This window comes from Pseudoalteromonas sp. NZS11_1, from assembly GCF_015864275.1.
Classification (GTDB): domain Bacteria; phylum Pseudomonadota; class Gammaproteobacteria; order Enterobacterales; family Alteromonadaceae; genus Pseudoalteromonas; species Pseudoalteromonas arctica.
The window spans coordinates 1-16,110 of the sequence record NZ_JADYXK010000010.1 but is presented as its reverse complement, the minus strand read 5'-3'; the positions used below and the strand labels follow the sequence as shown (position 1 = coordinate 16,110).

Below are 16,110 nucleotides of genomic sequence, written 5' to 3'. Positions count from 1 at the left end.
ATTTAAACAAAGCAGATAAATAAAAAGGATAACAATTTATAGAACTTTAAAGTGTTTTTGTAACACATGAGTAACAGTAACCAAGTGGTTTTTATAATAACTTGGTTACTGAATGTGTTGCAGACAAAGCATTTATTACTTGGCTTGCTCAGCTGACTTAATGCTGCTTTGAATAAGCGGCGAAATAGTTAAGCCTTGTACAATAATAGAAAATATAACCACTACGTAAGTAACAATAACGATTAGGTTATGTAGGTCTGAACCGCCTACAAAAACTTGCTCGCGTGGGATTGCTGCCGCCATTGCCAGAGCAAGTCCACCACGTAGTCCACCCCAGGTCAAAATTTTAACACTGTGTTTATCGTAAGTTCTAAAGCGTTTAAAAATTACAAATGGTGCACCTACACTTATAAAGCGTGCTAGCAGTACAATAGGTACCATTAATAAGCCTAAACCAATTTCTCCAAGCGTGATTGGCATAGTGACTATTAGCATACCTATTATTAAAAACAGTAGAGCATTTAGAAAACTGTCGGTTGCATGCCAAAAATCTTTTACGTAGCGCGTGTCTTCGGGACCCGTACGCTCGGTTGCTTTAGTGCGGGTAATATTACCCATTAATATGCCACTGGTTACCATGGCAAGTGCGCCAGATATTTCCCAAATATTTGCTGCTGCAAAACCTGCTGTTGGGATAGTTAAGGTAATTAATAAGCGAATATTTACATCGCGGCTATTAATAATTAAAAAGTGGCCAACTAATGCAATGACTAAACCAAACGCAATGCCTCCTATTGCATCAACAAAGAATAGCTCTGCTATGTCACCAAATTGTGCATCGGTGCCATAAAAAGCAACAGAAAATATAGTGGTAAATATAACTAAACCAATACCATCGTTAAATAGCGACTCACCTTCTACTTGAACTGAGATGCCTTCTGGCGCTCGCATTTGTTTAATAATAGCAAGTACAGCGATAGGGTCGGTTGGGCTAATAAGCGCGCCAAACAGTAAACAATAAATAAAAGGGACATCAAAACCAAAAACTGAAAATAAATAAAAGCTTAAATAACCCACAATAAATGTGGAAGCAATAGTTGAAAACAATACTAGAGCAGTAATTTCCCACCGCTGCTTACGCAGGGCAAGTAGGTTTATTTCGAGCGCACCCGCATAAAGTAAAAACCCCAACATGCCTTTAAGTAGTAACTCGTTAAAGTCAATACTGGAAACAATTTGGGTCATTGCTAATGCGTTCTGATCGCCTAATAATTTTACTGCAATAATCAGTAATAAAGAAATAACCACAGAGCCGGTAGTAATGGCAATAGTAGTTTGCATTTTGAGGATGTACTGGTTTGCAAAGGCTATAAAAATTGCAATTGCAGAGAGAAAACAAATGAGGTACCAAGCATTCATTGATTAACCTTAACTATTTTTTAAACGACACACAAAAAGGAGGATTATAAACCCGCATATGTTACTCCTGTAATATTTGAGAGTCACAGTATTTATGCCTAAATATAGCTTTTAATGAGGATTGTTTTTAGTAAGAGTTAATAGGAAATTAGGCTTTGTAAATATTGTCATTATTAAATTAAATGTACGTTATAAATACAGTGTTTGTTGTAAACTTTAGTGGTTAATCACATTATTGAAACGTGTGTTGCATCATAAAATAAAAGTCGATTTTGTAATTACTTGCCCTAAATGCTTTGCTTACGTAAAATCCCGCTATTATTTATTTTAAAGTGATTGGTATTATCAAACAGCTGTTTAGTGCAACCGGGCCTTTGGCGTCATCGTTAGATGGATATACGCCTCGCCAACCACAAATTGATATGGCAGTAGCTGTTGCAGATGCATTAAAAAACAGTTCGCAATTAGTTGTTGAAGCAGGCACGGGCACTGGTAAAACATTTGCATATTTAGCCCCTGCACTTAAATCAAAAGGCCGAACGATAATATCGACTGGTTCTAAAGCCTTACAAGAACAGTTATACCACCGCGATTTACCTCAATTAGTGAAAGCGCTTGGTGCTTCTAAAAAAACCGCCTTATTAAAAGGGCGTGCCAATTACTTATGTACCTACCGACTTAATCAGCATGTTGCGCATGTACCTACTGATGACTCCGACGTAATGCACCAACTAGCGATGGTGGCTAAGTTTGCCAGTGAAACGCAGTCAGGCGATTTAGCCGATTGTATTGGTATAGAAGATGACGCGAAAGTACTGCCTTATGTAAATTCAACAGCCGATAATTGCTTAGGTAAAGAGTGTCCAGATTTTCAAAGCTGTTATATACGCAAAGCACGTTTAACTGCGGCCGATGCCGATGTAGTTGTGATTAATCACCATTTATTTTTTGCCGACATGGCTGTAAAAGAAAGTGGCTTTGCTGAGCTTATGCCAAAAGCTGACGCGTATATATTTGATGAAGCCCACCAGTTAAGCGAAATTGCCAGTGATTATTTTGGTGAGAGTATTAGTACTAAAAAGCTGGTGGATTTAATTAATGATTTACGTGCTATTTATAGAGCCGAAATTCCCGATATGCTGCAGCTAGGTAAAAGCTTAAATAAGCTTGAAACAAGCGTTGCTGATTTACGATTACAGTTTGGTGTTGATGGCAGTAGAGGCGATTGGCGAGAAAAGCTAAGTGATAAACAAATATGCGCGGCGCTTCACCGCGTCATTAGTGATTTAGATTTTGTTTATCAAGTACTTAAACTTTGCCTAGATAGAAGCGACAAAATTGAGCACCCGTTTGAGCGTGCACTTGCGTTTAAAGGGCAGTTAGAGCGGGTTTTTGATACAGCCCAAACCGGTTTTAGTTACTGGTATGAAACAACGCGCCGTTATTTAACTATTAATATAACGCCATTAAATGTATCAGCTAAATTTGCTCAAATGATGCAAGACACGGGCGCAGGCTTTGTATTTACTTCAGCAACACTTTCGGTCGACAACAAACTAGAGCATTTTAATGCAAGCCTTGGTTTAAAACCAAAACAAAGCATGATGGTAGATAGCCCATTTGATTACCCTAATCAGGCGTTGCTGTGTTTACCGCGTTACTTACCTGAATCGCACGCTGATAATATGCCGCATGCGATTGTAAAATTAACACTTGAGCTTATAAAGTCAGCGCAAGGGCGTTGTTTTGTGTTATTTACGAGCTATCGAATGATGCACTTAGTTGCCGAAGGGCTCACTACACAAATAGACTACCCAGTTTATATGCAGGGGCAAATGTCTAAGCGTATTATTTTAGAGAAATTTACCCGCCATGGTAATGCGGTATTACTCGGCACGGCTTCTTTTTGGGAAGGCGTTGATGTACGCGGCAGCACGTTAAGCTGTGTTATTATAGACAAATTGCCATTTGCAGCCCCTGACGATCCATTGCTTCAAGCTAAAATGCAAGATTGCCAAATGCAGGGAAAAGACCCTTTTTCACACATACAATTACCGCAGGCTGTTATTGCGCTAAAACAAGGTGTAGGGCGTTTAATTCGAGATAGTAAAGACAAAGGCGTACTTGTAATATGCGATAATCGCTTAGTTACACGCCAATATGGCCAAGTATTTTTAAAAAGCTTACCGCCGATGCGCCGCACGCGAAGCTTAGAAGATGCCAATACATTTTTAAAACAAATTAATTAGAGTAATAAAATGATCAAAAGTAATATTCTTGCCCTTGATGCTTCAACTGAAGCACTTTCAATTGTTTTATATTTTCAGGGCCAAACATTTCATCATTTTGAAGAATGTCCGCAGCAACATAGCCAAAAAATACTTCCACTTGTGGATGAGCTATTAACTAAAGCAAACTGTAAATTAAAAGACTTAGATGTCATTGGTTTTGGGCAAGGCCCGGGTAGTTTTACTGGTGTGCGTATTAGTGTAGCAATAGCACAAGGTTTAGCGTATTCAACTAATTTGCCGCTTGTAGGTGTGTCTACTTTGGCTATTATGGCGCAACAAGCATTTGAACAAAACGGTAGTCTTAGTGTTTATCCAAGCATAGATGCACGCATGGGTGAGATATACTTTGCACATTACCAAGCGCAAAATAATCTAATGCTTTTAGTTAACCAAGAATGCGTTATAAAACCTGATTTACTAAACAATGATTATATAACGACCAGTGAGCAATCTGTAGCGGTAGGCACGGGCTTTAAAACCTATCCTGATGCGCTTAATGACTTTGAAAACGTGACAATTAATACTGATATTACATTGCCTGATGCGCGTTATATGTTAGCGCATGTTGAAGCCGCGTTTTTAGCGGGTGACGTTGTAAAAGCGAGTGACGCTCAACCTAAATATGTGCGCGATACGGTAACGTGGAAAAAGCTACCAGGACGTGAGTAATCATATTATTTGCAAATTGGTTGTTTTTAAATCATAATTTTATGCAATATTAAGGTTGGAGACGCGTAATGACGCTGCCTATTGGTTCAGGTTTTTTTACCGGAGATATTCCGGGTAGGGTTAGCCCTACTAAAGTTGTTACTAATAAACCACAGAGTTTATTAGACCAGCCGGCTGCTCAAAAAACGAATACCGATTATGTAAAAAGCAGTGTCGAGGGCGTCGAACTGGCTAATCAACTGTTTAAAAGCAGTGCTAAAAGCAATGAATACAGCCAAACAATTTACGACCAACCGACAGCTCAAGTAAGTAAAGCGATTTCTACTTATACTGAATTTGCCAATTTAGAACGCAGAGCCGAAGTACAAAATTTAATAGGCGTTGATATATACGCTTAAAGCTCATTCAAACGTTTTAGATAAATACAGCGATAAAATTCAATAAAAAGCCCGAACATGTGTTCGGGCTTTTTGTGTTAAAAACGAGGTGAAATTATACCAATTCGCTTAATTAAGTGATCTATTTTGAGGGAAGAAAATCGTGTCGATAACAAGGCAAAAATTTCGTTATTTAGTTGTTCTATATCAGAAATTTTTAACGTAGTTAACGTCAGATTTAACCCCTCAAATTGATTAAGTATTATTGCGGATTGGTATTACTGTTCAATAAAGCCAATTAGCTTATCGGCAATATCAGTATTATTTTGTGAGCCAATAAATTGCTCACTGCCTTTGCCATAGGCAAATACTTGAACGTCTACAGCGGTGTGTCCGCCGGTTGTCCAGCCAGTAAAGCTCGCATCACTAATAATACTTTTAACAGCTAAATTAAGCGCTTTTTCGCCCATTTTTTTAGCTTGCTCTAGTTTGATTTGGTTTTCGGTTGTAAATTCAATATTGGTGTTAGCAGTCCATACTGGTTTTAAGTCTTTAGACTCCATAAGTTTGTCTGTTAACTTACTAGCCGTTGCCTTAACACCTTTAATTACGTCTGTTTCCCATTTAAATTGGCCGTGCGAACCAATAGTTAAACCGCCCGTTGAGTGATCGGCTGTAACTACAAGTATCGTGTCTTTATTTTTATCAACGTACGCTTTTGCTTTTTCGATTGATTTAGCAAAGTCGTCCATTTCAGCCATCGCACAGGCTATATCGTTAGAGTGACCACACCAATCAATTTGGCTGCCCTCAATCATCACAAAAAAGCCTTCTTCGTTCTGGTTATCTAGTAAACCAAGCGCTTTAGATGTTAACTGAGTAAGGCGAGTTGGGTTTATATCAAGTGCAAATGGCAGGCCTTTGCTTGCATACAAACCTATGGCAGGTATTTGTGTAATTTGGCCCAGATTATTAATATCGTCACCGTATTGGTAACCTGCCGCTTTAAATTCTTCAACTAAATTCCGGTCATCACGAATAAAATATTTAGTACCGCCACCTAGCATTAAATCAACGGGTAATTTACCAGCAATCTTATTATCAATATAATCGTTAGCAATATCATCGTAGTTGTAACGAGATTCATTGTGAGCTGTAAAGCTAGCAGGTGTTGCATGGTTTATTTGTGACGTTACAACAAGCGCTGTTGTCATACCACGCTCTTTTGCTATTTCAAGCATAGTTTTAACTGGTTTCTTGTCTGTATCTACAGCAACTGCGCCATTATAACTTTTATGACCGCTACTAAGCGCTGTAGCACCCGCAGCACTGTCTGTTACATAAGTATGGTCGTCAGGGTAGGTATGAGCCATGCCTTTTAAAATAGTGTCAAAAACCGTGCCTTCTACTTCTTTTGTTGCAGGGTCATCTTTAAAATAGCGATAAGCCGTGGTGTAAGCCGGACCCATGCCGTCACCAATCATATAAATTACATTTTTAGGTGCTGATTCTGCGTAAGCACCAGAAGCGGTGCATAAAAGTGCCAATAAGCTGATCTGTTTTTTCATGGTTGTACCTTATGAGTGTACCTTATTTAATAGCCGCTGATATTGTATACAGATAGGATGATAAATAAATGAATATCTGAGATATTTATAATTTATACTTTGATTTTATATACATAGAATTGTAGTTAACGCTGTTAGTTCTATTTATTTAAATTATACTAGTTATAAGCTATCTATATATGGTGCTCTCACCTTTTATTTGTTTAAAAGGTACTCAAAATTAATATGTTAAAAAAACTTTGCTTATTACTCCATTTTTAAGTTATTGAAAATATTGAGTTTGATTTTCATTCTTTGCTTTTTTTGACATCACAAAGATAATTAAATTGTGAATTTGGCACCATTTTCTAAGTTAGTGGTCTGACAACTTGTATGCTATAAATAATGATGCTCTAAATTAATAAAGGACTTACCGTGCAGCCATTTAATATTGAAACAAATAATTTAAATATTCATGGCTTAAAAGTAGGTTCAGGGAACGAAATAGTCATAGCGTTGCATGGGTGGTTAGACAACTGCCATAGCTTTATGCCAATGTTAAACAACGTTTACCCAGAGCACACTTGGTACTGCATTGACTTTGTTGGGCACGGTTTATCGTCTTGGCGAAGTGATGATGCACACTATTATTTTATTGATTATATTGATGATGTGTACCAACTTATAAGTGCGCTTGGTGTTAAAAAAGTACATTTAGTAGGTCATTCAATGGGGGCTATGGTTGCAGGTCTTTTTGCTAGCTGCTTTAGCGATTATGTAAAGTCTGTTACCTTTATTGAGGGAATTGGTTGTGTTACAACCCCTAGTGAAGGTGTGTGTGAACAGTTAAAAAGTGCAGTACTAAATAGAGCGCGTTTAAAAAATAAAAAGTCGAGAATTTATAAATCGAAAGAACTTATTTATGAAGCACGCGCTCAAACAACCGATTTAGATAGCGAGCTTATTACGCTATTAATGCAGCGAAATATAAAACAGGTTTTAGATGGTTTTGCGCTAACAACAGATCCAAAGCTCAAAAATCACTCAGGTTTTAGGTTTGATGAGGCGCAATGTATTGGTGCAATAAAAGATTTAATTGCACCATGTCAATTAATTTTAGGTAACGAAGGTTATTCGTTTGTAAAACAAAATTTGGCAAAGTATATTAGTTATTACAATAGCTTGAAGGTCATTAATGTAGATGGTGGGCATCATTGCCACATGCAAAGCAGTGAACTATGTTTTGAGCATATTCAAGACTTTATGCTGCAAAATGGTGCATGTTAATTGTAAGTTTGTGTTAAATGTGGGATTATTCCTGCATTAGAGTATTTGCTCAATTGTTAAAGCGCCTTACTTAGATTAAGGTTAATAAAAATATAATTATAAACAGGGGCTAAGAGTGGAAAAAATCTGGCTTAAGCGCTACCCAGAGGGTATGCCTGAAACAATCGATCCTGAGCATTACAACTCGTTACTCGAAGTGTTCGAAAAAAGTTTTAGTGACTACACCGATTTACCTGCATTTACGAATATGGGTAAAACGATGTCTTACGATGAAATAGACACAGCAACAAAAAAAGTTGCTTCCTATATTCAAAATGATTTGGGTCTTAAAAAAGGCGACAAAGTTGCCGTAATGATGCCTAACTTACTACAAACACCAGTCACAATTTTAGGTGTTTTGCGTGCAGGTTGTGTGGTTGTAAATGTTAACCCACTTTACACAGTACGTGAATTAGAGCATCAGCTAAAAGACTCTGACACTACGGCTATTTTCATCCTAGCAAACTTTGCTGACACACTTGAAAAGTCACTTGCTCATACTGATGTTAAGCATATTGTGGTCACGCAAGTAGGCGATATGGTTGGCGGGCTTAAAAAGCATGTAGTTAACTTTGTCGTGAAGCACATTAAAAAAATGGTGCCAAAGTTCAACTTGCCTAACACAATTAAATTTTCAGACGTTTTAGCTGCAGATGAAGCTAAATATACGCGCCCTGAAATGAGCTTGTCTGATCTTGCATTTTTACAGTACACCGGTGGCACAACAGGTGTATCTAAAGGGGCAATGCTGAGCCATGGCAACATGGTTGGTAACCTTGAACAAGTTTCAGGTTGTTTAGACAAAGTGTTAAACCGTGGTGAAGAAGTGGTTGTTACTGCTTTACCGCTTTATCATATATTTGCCTTAACAGCTAACTGCCTAACATTTATGAAGTACGGTGGTTTAAATATATTAATTACAAACCCACGAGATATGCCTGGGTTTGTTAAAGAGCTGGGTCAACATAATTTCACAGCTATTACCGGTGTTAATACATTATTTAATGGTTTATTAAACACACCAGGTTTTGCTGAACTTGATTTTAGTCATTTAAAAATGTCTTTAGGTGGCGGTATGGCCGTTCAACGTCCTGTTGCTGAAAAATGGCAAAAAGTGACTGGCTCAAAATTAATGGAAGGTTATGGCCTTACAGAATGTTCTCCTTTAGTTACTATTAGTCCTTTTGATTTGAAAGCATATAATGGCTCTATTGGTTTACCTGCGCCTAACACTGATATTAAATTGGTTTTAGATAACGGCGAAGAAGCCGCTAAAGGTGAACCTGGCGAGCTTTGTGTTAAAGGCCCGCAAGTAATGGTTGGCTATTACAAACGACCAGATGCAACCGCTGAATGTTTAAAGGACGGCTGGTTTGCTACAGGTGATATTGCGACTTATGATGACGAAGGTTTCTTCTTTATTGTAGATCGTAAAAAAGACATGATCATCGTATCTGGCTTTAATGTTTTCCCTAATGAGATTGAAGAAGTAGTGGCTATGCACGAAGGTGTGCTTGAAGTAGCTGCTATCGGTATTCCTCACGATGTAAGTGGTGAACAAGTTAAAGTTTTTGTTGTGAAAAAAGACCCTTCTTTAACTGAAAAAGATATAATAAGTCACTGTCGTGATAATTTAACTAATTACAAGGTCCCCAAGCTGGTAGAGTTTAGGGATGAGTTACCTAAGACTAACGTAGGTAAGATACTCCGAAGAGCCTTGAAAGATTAGCAACCTATAAAAAAGCCGACATATGTCGGCTTTTTTATTGTAGGAGATTAAGTGCAATACCAATTGATCGAAACCCAAAATCAACTGAACACTTTTGTTGAACAAATAAAAAATAAACCTATTTTAGCTATTGATACTGAGTTTATGCGTCGTCGTACTTTGTATCCAGAAGTTGCACTTATCCAAGTTTTTGATGGTGAGCATTTAGCGCTTATTGACCCATTAGCGGAACTTTCACTATTTGATTTTTGGGAAATACTTAAAGATCCTGCAGTTTTAAAAGTACTGCATTCTCCTTCAGAAGATATTGAAGTTTTTCAAAAGTACGCAGGCTTTGTCCCAGCCCCATTATTTGATACACAATTTGCGTTGCAGCTACTCGGTGAAGGTAACTGTATGGGTTTTGCTCTTATGGTAAAAGAGCTGCAAGGTATTGAAATAGATAAAAGCGAGTCACGCACTAACTGGCTGCAACGCCCGTTAACTAAAAAACAATTAGACTACGCGGCTGCTGATACTTTTTACTTATTACCGTGTTTTGAGCTGATTATCGATCGCATTAATGCCGCTGGCTTCTTTGACATTGTAATAAACGAAAGTGAATTGATTGCCAACAAACGTGCATTTCAAACACCTGACGAGCTTTTGTATAAAGATATTAAAAATGCATGGCAACTTAAACCGCACGAACTAGCGGTGTTAAAAGAGCTTGCTGTATGGCGAAGAAATAAAGCTATCAAGAAAAATTTGGCGCTTAATTTTGTGTTAAAAGAACATAACATGACTGAAATTGCCAAACGTGGTCCTTCAAGTTTAAACGCTCTACGTCAAATTCCAGGAGTTGAAGCTATTGAAGTTAATCGCTCTGGTGTCGATATAATAAAGTGTATTGAAGTTGCTAAAGAAGTTCCAGATGCTCAGCACCCTGATGTACTTAAGCGCTTAATTGATTTTCCTACTTATAAAAAAGTAGCAAAAGATATAAAACAAAAGATCACTAAAGTAGCTAAAGAGCACAATATACCAGAAGATGTTATGGCCTCTAAAAAGCAAGTCAATCAACTGATTAGTTGGAATTGGAAGCTAACTAATGAGCAAAAAAAGAGTCATATAAAGCCTGATTTACTTAGCTCTTGGCGATATACCTACGTTAAAGACGCTTTAAAAGAATGGGATACTTAAGACTAAATATTTTCTTTAACTGTGTAATACTTATCTATAGTTTTTGTGTTACATAGTTAAAAGTTTTAGTTGCACAAAGGGGATTAAAACGTAGATATTTAGAAAGTTATTGCGAAAATAAAGAGGGCGCTTATAAAGCGCCCTTTCTTCAATTACTTCTTTTCTTCATCAGGTAGTGTAACGTTTAGCTCAAGTACGGCTAAATCGTCTTCGTTCTGATCAAACTGAACCTGAACTGCATCGGTACTTACGTTCACGTATTTACGGATCACATCTAAAATGTCTTGTTTTAATTGTGGTAAGTAATCCGGCGTTCCTCGTTGAGAACGCTCGTGCGCGACAATGATCTGCAATCGCTCTTTTGCTAGTGACGCACTGTTTTTCTTTTCTGAGCGGAAGTAGTCAAGTAAAGACACGTTAACCTCCAAAAATCCGTTTAAATAAGCCTTTTTTCTCAACGTCTAAGAAGCGAAAATCGACGGTTTCACCTAGTAAGCGGTTAATTGCATCAGAATAAGCTTGGCCTGCATCAGATTCTGTATCCAATATAACAGGTTGGCCTGAGTTTGAAGCACTTAATACCGCTTGCGATTCAGGAATAACACCTAATAGTGGGATTGACAGAATATCTTGCACATCTTCTACCGATAGCATTTCACCTTTTTCAACACGACTAGGATTATAGCGTGTTAATAGTAAGTGTTCTTTAATGTTTTCTAGGCCTTCTTCAGCACGTTTTGATTTGCTGTGTAAAATACCTAAAATACGATCTGAATCTCGAACTGACGACACTTCTGGATTTGTTGTCACGATTGCTTCGTCAGCAAAGTACATTGCCATCATAGCGCCAGCTTCAATGCCTGCTGGTGAATCACACACAATGTAATCAAAGTCTTCTTTTAATTCGTTTAATACGCGTTCAACACCTTCACGAGTTAATGCGTCTTTATCACGAGTTTGTGAAGCGGGTAGTAAAAATAATTTATCTACACGTTTATCTTTAATAAGCGCTTGGTTAAGGTTTGCCTCACCATTAATTACGTTTACAAAGTCATAAACAACACGGCGTTCACAACCCATAATTAAATCTAAGTTACGTAAACCAATATCAAAGTCGATAATAACTGTTTTATAGCCTTTTAACGCTAAGCCTGTGCCAATTGCAGCACTTGATGTTGTTTTACCAACACCGCCTTTACCTGAGGTAACGACAATTACTTTTGCCATGAGATTTATCCTTTAACCAAAGCTGAAATTTCTAATGATTCGTCTTTTTGTTGTATTTGCACTGCATTTCCCCAATGTTCACCTTGTAGTGAATCACTGATCCAGTAGTTACCATCTATTGAAACCAGCTCGGCCTCAAGTTTTTGGCAAAAAATGTGTGCTTCTTTAAAACCTTTTGCGCCTGCAATAGCGCGACCGCGTAGCGTGCCATAAATATGCACATTTCCATCGGCAATAACTTCAGCACCATGACTAACCGCGCCAAGTACTATCAAATCTCTATCTTTTGCATACACTTGTTGTCCAGAGCGAACTGTACCGCTAATAATTTGCGCTGGTAAATGCACTGTTTTTTCTACAATCGACGTATTAGCCTCTTGTTTAACAGGTTCGCTCTTAACGTCTTGTGAATAATTCAAAACAGATAAGCCAGCAGCTTTAGCTTGTGTATGTTGCTCATCTGAGCCATTACATACACCAACAGCGTTAAAGCTCATACGCTCGATTAATGACTTTAAGTGTACAAAATCAAGTGAACTGTTTTTAATTTCAATTAAATTAACAACAATAGGAGCACCCTCAAAAAACTTAGGGGCCTGGGCTATTTTTATATATAGTTGTTCTGCTAAAAGGTTTATATCAGTACTATAAAGATGCAAAACTGATAACGTAAAAAGATTCCCTTTTAACTCAAAAATTTGGTCCGACATACACGCTCAATTGAATTGTCTGATTAGAAATTAATTTTAGATAAACGTAGGCTGAATAGGGCCTTTATTGAAATTTCTAATCTAATTTTTCTAACTTATTATTACTCTCATGTTATAGTGTGCGGCATTGTTAAGCAAGAATTTATAGGGTCATAATGCTCACTGCAGTATATAAAAGTAAGAAAAAAGCGGATACGTTCTTATTTGTTGAAAAAAGAGATGATTTTGACAAAGTTCCGGAACCTTTAATGGCTATGTTTGGTCAACCTCTTTATGTGATGATCATCAACTTAGCAAAACGTGAGCATTTAGGTGGGTCTGATTTAGAAGCAGTAAAAGGTGCACTAAGTGATCAGGGTTATTATTTACAACTTCCTCCACCGGAACAAAATTTGCTAAGTCAGTTACGAAAAGAAAATGGAGTTGATAGTGATTAAAAAACTTATCGTTATATTATGTGGTGTATGTTTAAGCTCATCTGTGATGGCAAAAACACAGGCCGAATTTCAAGATTATTTAGCAAATTTAAAGCAAGAAGCCATCTCAAAAGGCTATGAAGCAAAACTTATTGATGATGCTTTTGCAACAGCAACATATAAAGAAAAAGTGGTTTCGGCTGATAAAAACCAGCCAGAAGTAAAAGAAACCCTTGAAACGTATTTACCAAAACGCGTACCTCAGTGGAAAATAGACCGCGCCCGCAAGCTTTATACAGAAAACAAAGATGTACTTGAAAAAGTTGCTAAAGAGTTTGGCGTACAAGCACGCTTTATAGTGGCATTGTGGGGACTTGAAAGTAACTTTGGCGCCATTCAAGGTGGCCATAATGTTATTTCGTCACTTGTTACACTTGCTTTTGATGGACGCAGAGAAGCGCTTTATAAACGCCAACTTTGGGCTGCACTGGATATTTTAAAATCGGGCCATATCACGCTTGATAAATTTAAAGGCTCTTGGGCAGGCGCAATGGGTCAAACGCAATTTATGCCAACTTCATTTAATGCTTACGCGGTTGATTACAATAATGATGGCCGTAAAGATATTTGGACCACAAAGGAAGATGCTTTTGCTTCAATTGCTAACTATTTAAAGCAAGAAGGCTGGAACGACTCTCTTACGTGGGGTCGCCAAGTACAGTTACCTGAAAACTTTGATAGTAAATACGTTTTAGTGCGTGGTACAAAAACGCGCAAGCAGTGGCTAGAATATTGGAATGATTCTGAGCGCTCATTAGCTGATTGGCAAGCACTGGGTGTTCGTAAAGCTGATGGCTCTGATTTACCTAATGTAGACGTACGTGCTGCGCTGGTTATGCCTGATGATATAAATGGCCGTATGTACTTAGCGTACGATAACTACAAAGTGTTTATGCATTGGAATCGCTCGTATTACTTTGCTACTAGCGTAGGTTACTTGTCGGATAGAATTGGTTATCCAAAAATCTAATTATTAAAATATACCTATAAATAAAGCCGCAATTGCGGCTTTATTCTTTTTTGAATATCTTATCTTTTAAGTCAATAACTTTACCAATTCCAGAACCTAGCTTCATCAGCTTATTAAGTTGCTCTGGCGTTAAACGTTGCAGCTCTGATGACCATTTAGTGACGGTTTCAAGCAGGTTGTGAATTTCACCCATTTGTTTTTGTGCATAAAGCTCATCGTCGTTACTGGCTTCGTCTAATAAATTATCGCGTAGTAATGTTAAGGTGGGCTCAATTTCGCGCTTTTTACGTTCTTCAAATACGCGATTAGCCATATCCCAAATATCGCCAGCAGGGGCGTAGTACTCTTTTCGATCGCCAGGAATATGCTGCACTTTAATTAATTGCCACGATTGCAACTCTTTAATACCCATGCTTACATTACCGCGAGAAATACTAAGCGCATCTGCAATCTCATTGGCTGTCATAGGATTTTTAGTAATAATCAGCAAACCACACATTTGCCCAATCGTACGATTGAATCCCCAGCGGCTGCCCATCTCTCCACAATGCATTACAAAGGCAAAATTCTTTTCGGATAAACTCATAGCTTAGTAACTTTCAGTAATTTCAGAAAGTAAATGCTAGCACGCTCATTTTGGATAGCAAGTTCTTAGCCATTTTATAAATTGATTTTAACGACTAAAGTATGATTTAGATTAATATTTATACATCTATATTGGGATATGTTGTACACAAAAATACGTAAATAAATCCTTATTTTTAATTTTTTATAAATCCTTATTTTTAATTTTTTCACATACGATGGAATGACTATGAAAGCTGCAATTAATAATGAATACAAAGGTAAATTACAAATAACAGATCTGCCAATTCCTGAGGTTGGAATAAACGATGTTTTAGTAAAAATAGCCGCTTGTGGCGTTTGCCACACCGATTTACATGCCTGTCATGGTGATTGGCCGGTAAAGCCAAAAATGCCATTAGTTCCAGGGCATGAAGGAGTTGGTGTTATTGATAAAGTTGGAAGCAACATTAAGCACTTAGAAGTTGGCGATAGAGTGGGTATTCCTTGGCTCTATAGTGCATGTGGGCACTGTGAGTTTTGCCTAGATGGCAAAGAAACACTGTGTTTATCGCAGCATAATACTGGCTATTCTATTGATGGTAGTTATGCAGAATATTGTTTGGCTCACGGTGATTACGTTGTAAAAATACCTGAGGGATTAGGCTTTTCTGAAGCTGCTCCATTATTTTGTGCAGGTGTTACAACCTATAAAGCATTAAAAGTATCCGGTGCTAAACCTGGGGAGTGGGTTGCTATTGTTGGTGTAGGCGGGCTTGGTCATTTAGCAGTACAGTACGCTAAAGCAATGGGTTTTAATGTAATAGCTGTTGATACAGGTAAAGAAAAACTCGCGCTTGCTAAAGAGCTAGGCGCAGATATTACCCTCGATTTTAAAGAAGTTGTTCCTAGCGAAGCTATTTTTGAACAAGTAGGTGGCGCGCATGGCGTTGTGTGTACTGCGGTATCTAAAGCTGGGTTTGAACAAGCTTATAAAAGTGTACGCCGTGGTGGTAAATGTGTATTAGTGGGATTACCTCCAGAGGATATGCCGCTTCCTATTTTTGATACTGTGCTTAATGGCGTGTCAGTAGTGGGCTCTATTGTTGGTACACGTAAAGATTTGCAAGAATGCTTGGAATTTGCCGCTCAAGGTAAAGTAAAAGCAATTATTGAAGAAAAACGCTTAGAGGACATTAACGAAATTTTTGATGATATGCTCAAAGGTGAAATTAACGGTCGCATAGTGGTTACTATTTAATTTAGATTAAGCGTTGATCAAACACAAAAAAGCACGGCTTCTAAATTAGAATACCGTGCTTTTTAAGTATTTAACTAACCTGAGCTCTGGTTAAGAGATTTACCAACGTATTGAATTATAGTGATGTTTAAATTTATTTTCTCTAGCCAGAGATTTTCAGTGAAAACAAGGCGAATTTACGCGTCAATAGCTGGCCTATTGCAAGTAAATTCAACGTAGTGAGCGCTGAAAATAGCTGCTTGAGATAGATTTATTATCCAGAGTTCATATATGGTCTCCTCCAGTATTGCAAGGTGTCATTCAACGATAGCAGGGACAGGTTTGCTGTCATATATACGGTCTTTTAGTGAAGATTATTACTT

At 37.7% G+C, this 16,110-nt stretch carries 15 protein-coding genes; 9 read left to right on the top strand and 6 right to left on the bottom strand.

Annotated features, from left to right (window positions below; all coding sequences use genetic code 11):
* Window positions 1–135: 135 nt before the first annotated feature.
* Window positions 136–1,419 (bottom strand): cation:proton antiporter, encoded by a 1,284-nt coding sequence (locus tag I6F44_RS09225; RefSeq protein WP_010552946.1) that lies wholly within the window; start codon window positions 1,417–1,419, stop codon window positions 136–138.
* A 332-nt stretch (window positions 1,420–1,751) separates the two neighbouring features.
* On the opposite strand from I6F44_RS09225, the gene I6F44_RS09220 reads away from it, so the two are divergent.
* The 3 genes from I6F44_RS09220 (at window position 1,752) to I6F44_RS09210 (ending at window position 4,777) form a co-directional block, all read left to right on the top strand.
* Window positions 1,752–3,668 carry an ATP-dependent DNA helicase gene (locus I6F44_RS09220; protein ID WP_101163490.1) on the top strand — a complete coding sequence of 639 codons (1,917 nt, stop codon included), beginning with the start codon at window positions 1,752–1,754 and terminating at the stop codon, window positions 3,666–3,668.
* Between the two features lie 9 nt (window positions 3,669–3,677).
* Window positions 3,678–4,379 (top strand): tRNA (adenosine(37)-N6)-threonylcarbamoyltransferase complex dimerization subunit type 1 TsaB, encoded by a 702-nt coding sequence (gene tsaB / locus I6F44_RS09215; protein WP_197173642.1) that lies wholly within the window; start codon window positions 3,678–3,680, stop codon window positions 4,377–4,379.
* A 68-nt stretch (window positions 4,380–4,447) separates the two neighbouring features.
* Window positions 4,448–4,777, top strand: coding sequence for a hypothetical protein (locus I6F44_RS09210; RefSeq protein WP_007580633.1), 330 nt, complete (start codon window positions 4,448–4,450; stop codon window positions 4,775–4,777).
* 257 nt (window positions 4,778–5,034) lie between these two features.
* Here I6F44_RS09210 and I6F44_RS09205 read toward each other — a convergent pair whose 3' ends face one another.
* On the bottom strand, window positions 5,035–6,324 hold the full coding sequence (locus tag I6F44_RS09205) for an alkaline phosphatase (RefSeq protein WP_007580632.1): 1,290 nt from the start codon (window positions 6,322–6,324) through the stop codon (window positions 5,035–5,037).
* A 414-nt stretch (window positions 6,325–6,738) separates the two neighbouring features.
* Here I6F44_RS09205 and I6F44_RS09200 point away from each other — a divergent pair, with 414 nt between their 5' ends.
* The 3 genes from I6F44_RS09200 to rnd all read left to right on the top strand — a co-directional run bounded on the left by I6F44_RS09200 (window position 6,739) and on the right by rnd (window position 10,540).
* Entirely contained in the window at window positions 6,739–7,590 is an 852-nt protein-coding gene (locus I6F44_RS09200; protein ID WP_197173641.1) for an alpha/beta hydrolase, read from the top strand.
* A 115-nt stretch (window positions 7,591–7,705) separates the two neighbouring features.
* On the top strand, window positions 7,706–9,358 hold the full coding sequence (gene fadD, locus I6F44_RS09195) for a long-chain-fatty-acid--CoA ligase FadD (protein WP_007580629.1): 1,653 nt from the start codon (window positions 7,706–7,708) through the stop codon (window positions 9,356–9,358).
* Between the two features lie 51 nt (window positions 9,359–9,409).
* A complete protein-coding gene (rnd, locus tag I6F44_RS09190) occupies window positions 9,410–10,540 on the top strand; it encodes a ribonuclease D (RefSeq protein ID WP_197173640.1) in 1,131 nt (376 codons plus the stop codon).
* A gap of 152 nt (window positions 10,541–10,692) precedes the next feature.
* Here rnd and minE read toward each other — a convergent pair whose 3' ends face one another.
* Genes minE through minC form a run of 3 tightly spaced genes read right to left on the bottom strand, consistent with a single transcriptional unit; the run spans window position 10,693 to window position 12,477 of the window.
* A complete protein-coding gene (gene minE / locus I6F44_RS09185; RefSeq protein ID WP_004334706.1) occupies window positions 10,693–10,956 on the bottom strand; it encodes a cell division topological specificity factor MinE in 264 nt (87 codons plus the stop codon).
* A gap of 1 nt (window position 10,957) precedes the next feature.
* A complete protein-coding gene (gene minD / locus I6F44_RS09180) occupies window positions 10,958–11,767 on the bottom strand; it encodes a septum site-determining protein MinD (protein ID WP_007583272.1) in 810 nt (269 codons plus the stop codon).
* A 5-nt stretch (window positions 11,768–11,772) separates the two neighbouring features.
* Complete coding sequence (gene minC / locus I6F44_RS09175) at window positions 11,773–12,477, bottom strand: septum site-determining protein MinC (RefSeq protein ID WP_007583271.1); 705 nt, start codon at window positions 12,475–12,477, stop codon at window positions 11,773–11,775.
* 155 nt (window positions 12,478–12,632) lie between these two features.
* Between minC and I6F44_RS09170 the strand changes: the two genes are divergently transcribed.
* Window positions 12,633–12,914, top strand: coding sequence for a YcgL domain-containing protein (locus I6F44_RS09170; RefSeq protein WP_007583270.1), 282 nt, complete (start codon window positions 12,633–12,635; stop codon window positions 12,912–12,914).
* Window positions 12,907–13,923, top strand: coding sequence for a lytic murein transglycosylase (locus I6F44_RS09165; protein ID WP_197173639.1), 1,017 nt, complete (start codon window positions 12,907–12,909; stop codon window positions 13,921–13,923). Before I6F44_RS09170 ends, I6F44_RS09165 begins: the two co-directional genes overlap by 8 nt.
* A 40-nt stretch (window positions 13,924–13,963) precedes the next feature.
* On the opposite strand, the gene I6F44_RS09160 is transcribed toward I6F44_RS09165, so the two are convergent.
* Entirely contained in the window at window positions 13,964–14,509 is a 546-nt protein-coding gene (locus I6F44_RS09160; protein ID WP_010552940.1) for a GbsR/MarR family transcriptional regulator, read from the bottom strand.
* 228 nt (window positions 14,510–14,737) lie between these two features.
* Between I6F44_RS09160 and adhP the strand changes: the two genes are divergently transcribed.
* Entirely contained in the window at window positions 14,738–15,748 is a 1,011-nt protein-coding gene (adhP, locus tag I6F44_RS09155; RefSeq protein WP_197173638.1) for an alcohol dehydrogenase AdhP, read from the top strand.
* Window positions 15,749–16,110 lie beyond the last annotated feature (362 nt).

Excerpts from the sequence above, each read along its gene's own strand:
- I6F44_RS09225 (WP_010552946.1), bottom strand. The coding sequence starts at position 1,419 with ATGAATGCTTGGTACCTCATTTGTTTTCTCTCTGCAATTGCAATTTTT.
- tsaB (WP_197173642.1), top strand. The coding sequence starts at position 3,678 with ATGATCAAAAGTAATATTCTTGCCCTTGATGCTTCAACTGAAGCACTT.
- I6F44_RS09210 (WP_007580633.1), top strand. The coding sequence starts at position 4,448 with ATGACGCTGCCTATTGGTTCAGGTTTTTTTACCGGAGATATTCCGGGT.
- I6F44_RS09205 (WP_007580632.1), bottom strand. The coding sequence starts at position 6,324 with ATGAAAAAACAGATCAGCTTATTGGCACTTTTATGCACCGCTTCTGGT.
- minD (WP_007583272.1), bottom strand. The coding sequence starts at position 11,767 with ATGGCAAAAGTAATTGTCGTTACCTCAGGTAAAGGCGGTGTTGGTAAA.
- minC (WP_007583271.1), bottom strand. The coding sequence starts at position 12,477 with ATGTCGGACCAAATTTTTGAGTTAAAAGGGAATCTTTTTACGTTATCA.
- I6F44_RS09170 (WP_007583270.1), top strand. The coding sequence starts at position 12,633 with ATGCTCACTGCAGTATATAAAAGTAAGAAAAAAGCGGATACGTTCTTA.
- I6F44_RS09160 (WP_010552940.1), bottom strand. The coding sequence starts at position 14,509 with ATGAGTTTATCCGAAAAGAATTTTGCCTTTGTAATGCATTGTGGAGAG.
- adhP (WP_197173638.1), top strand. The coding sequence starts at position 14,738 with ATGAAAGCTGCAATTAATAATGAATACAAAGGTAAATTACAAATAACA.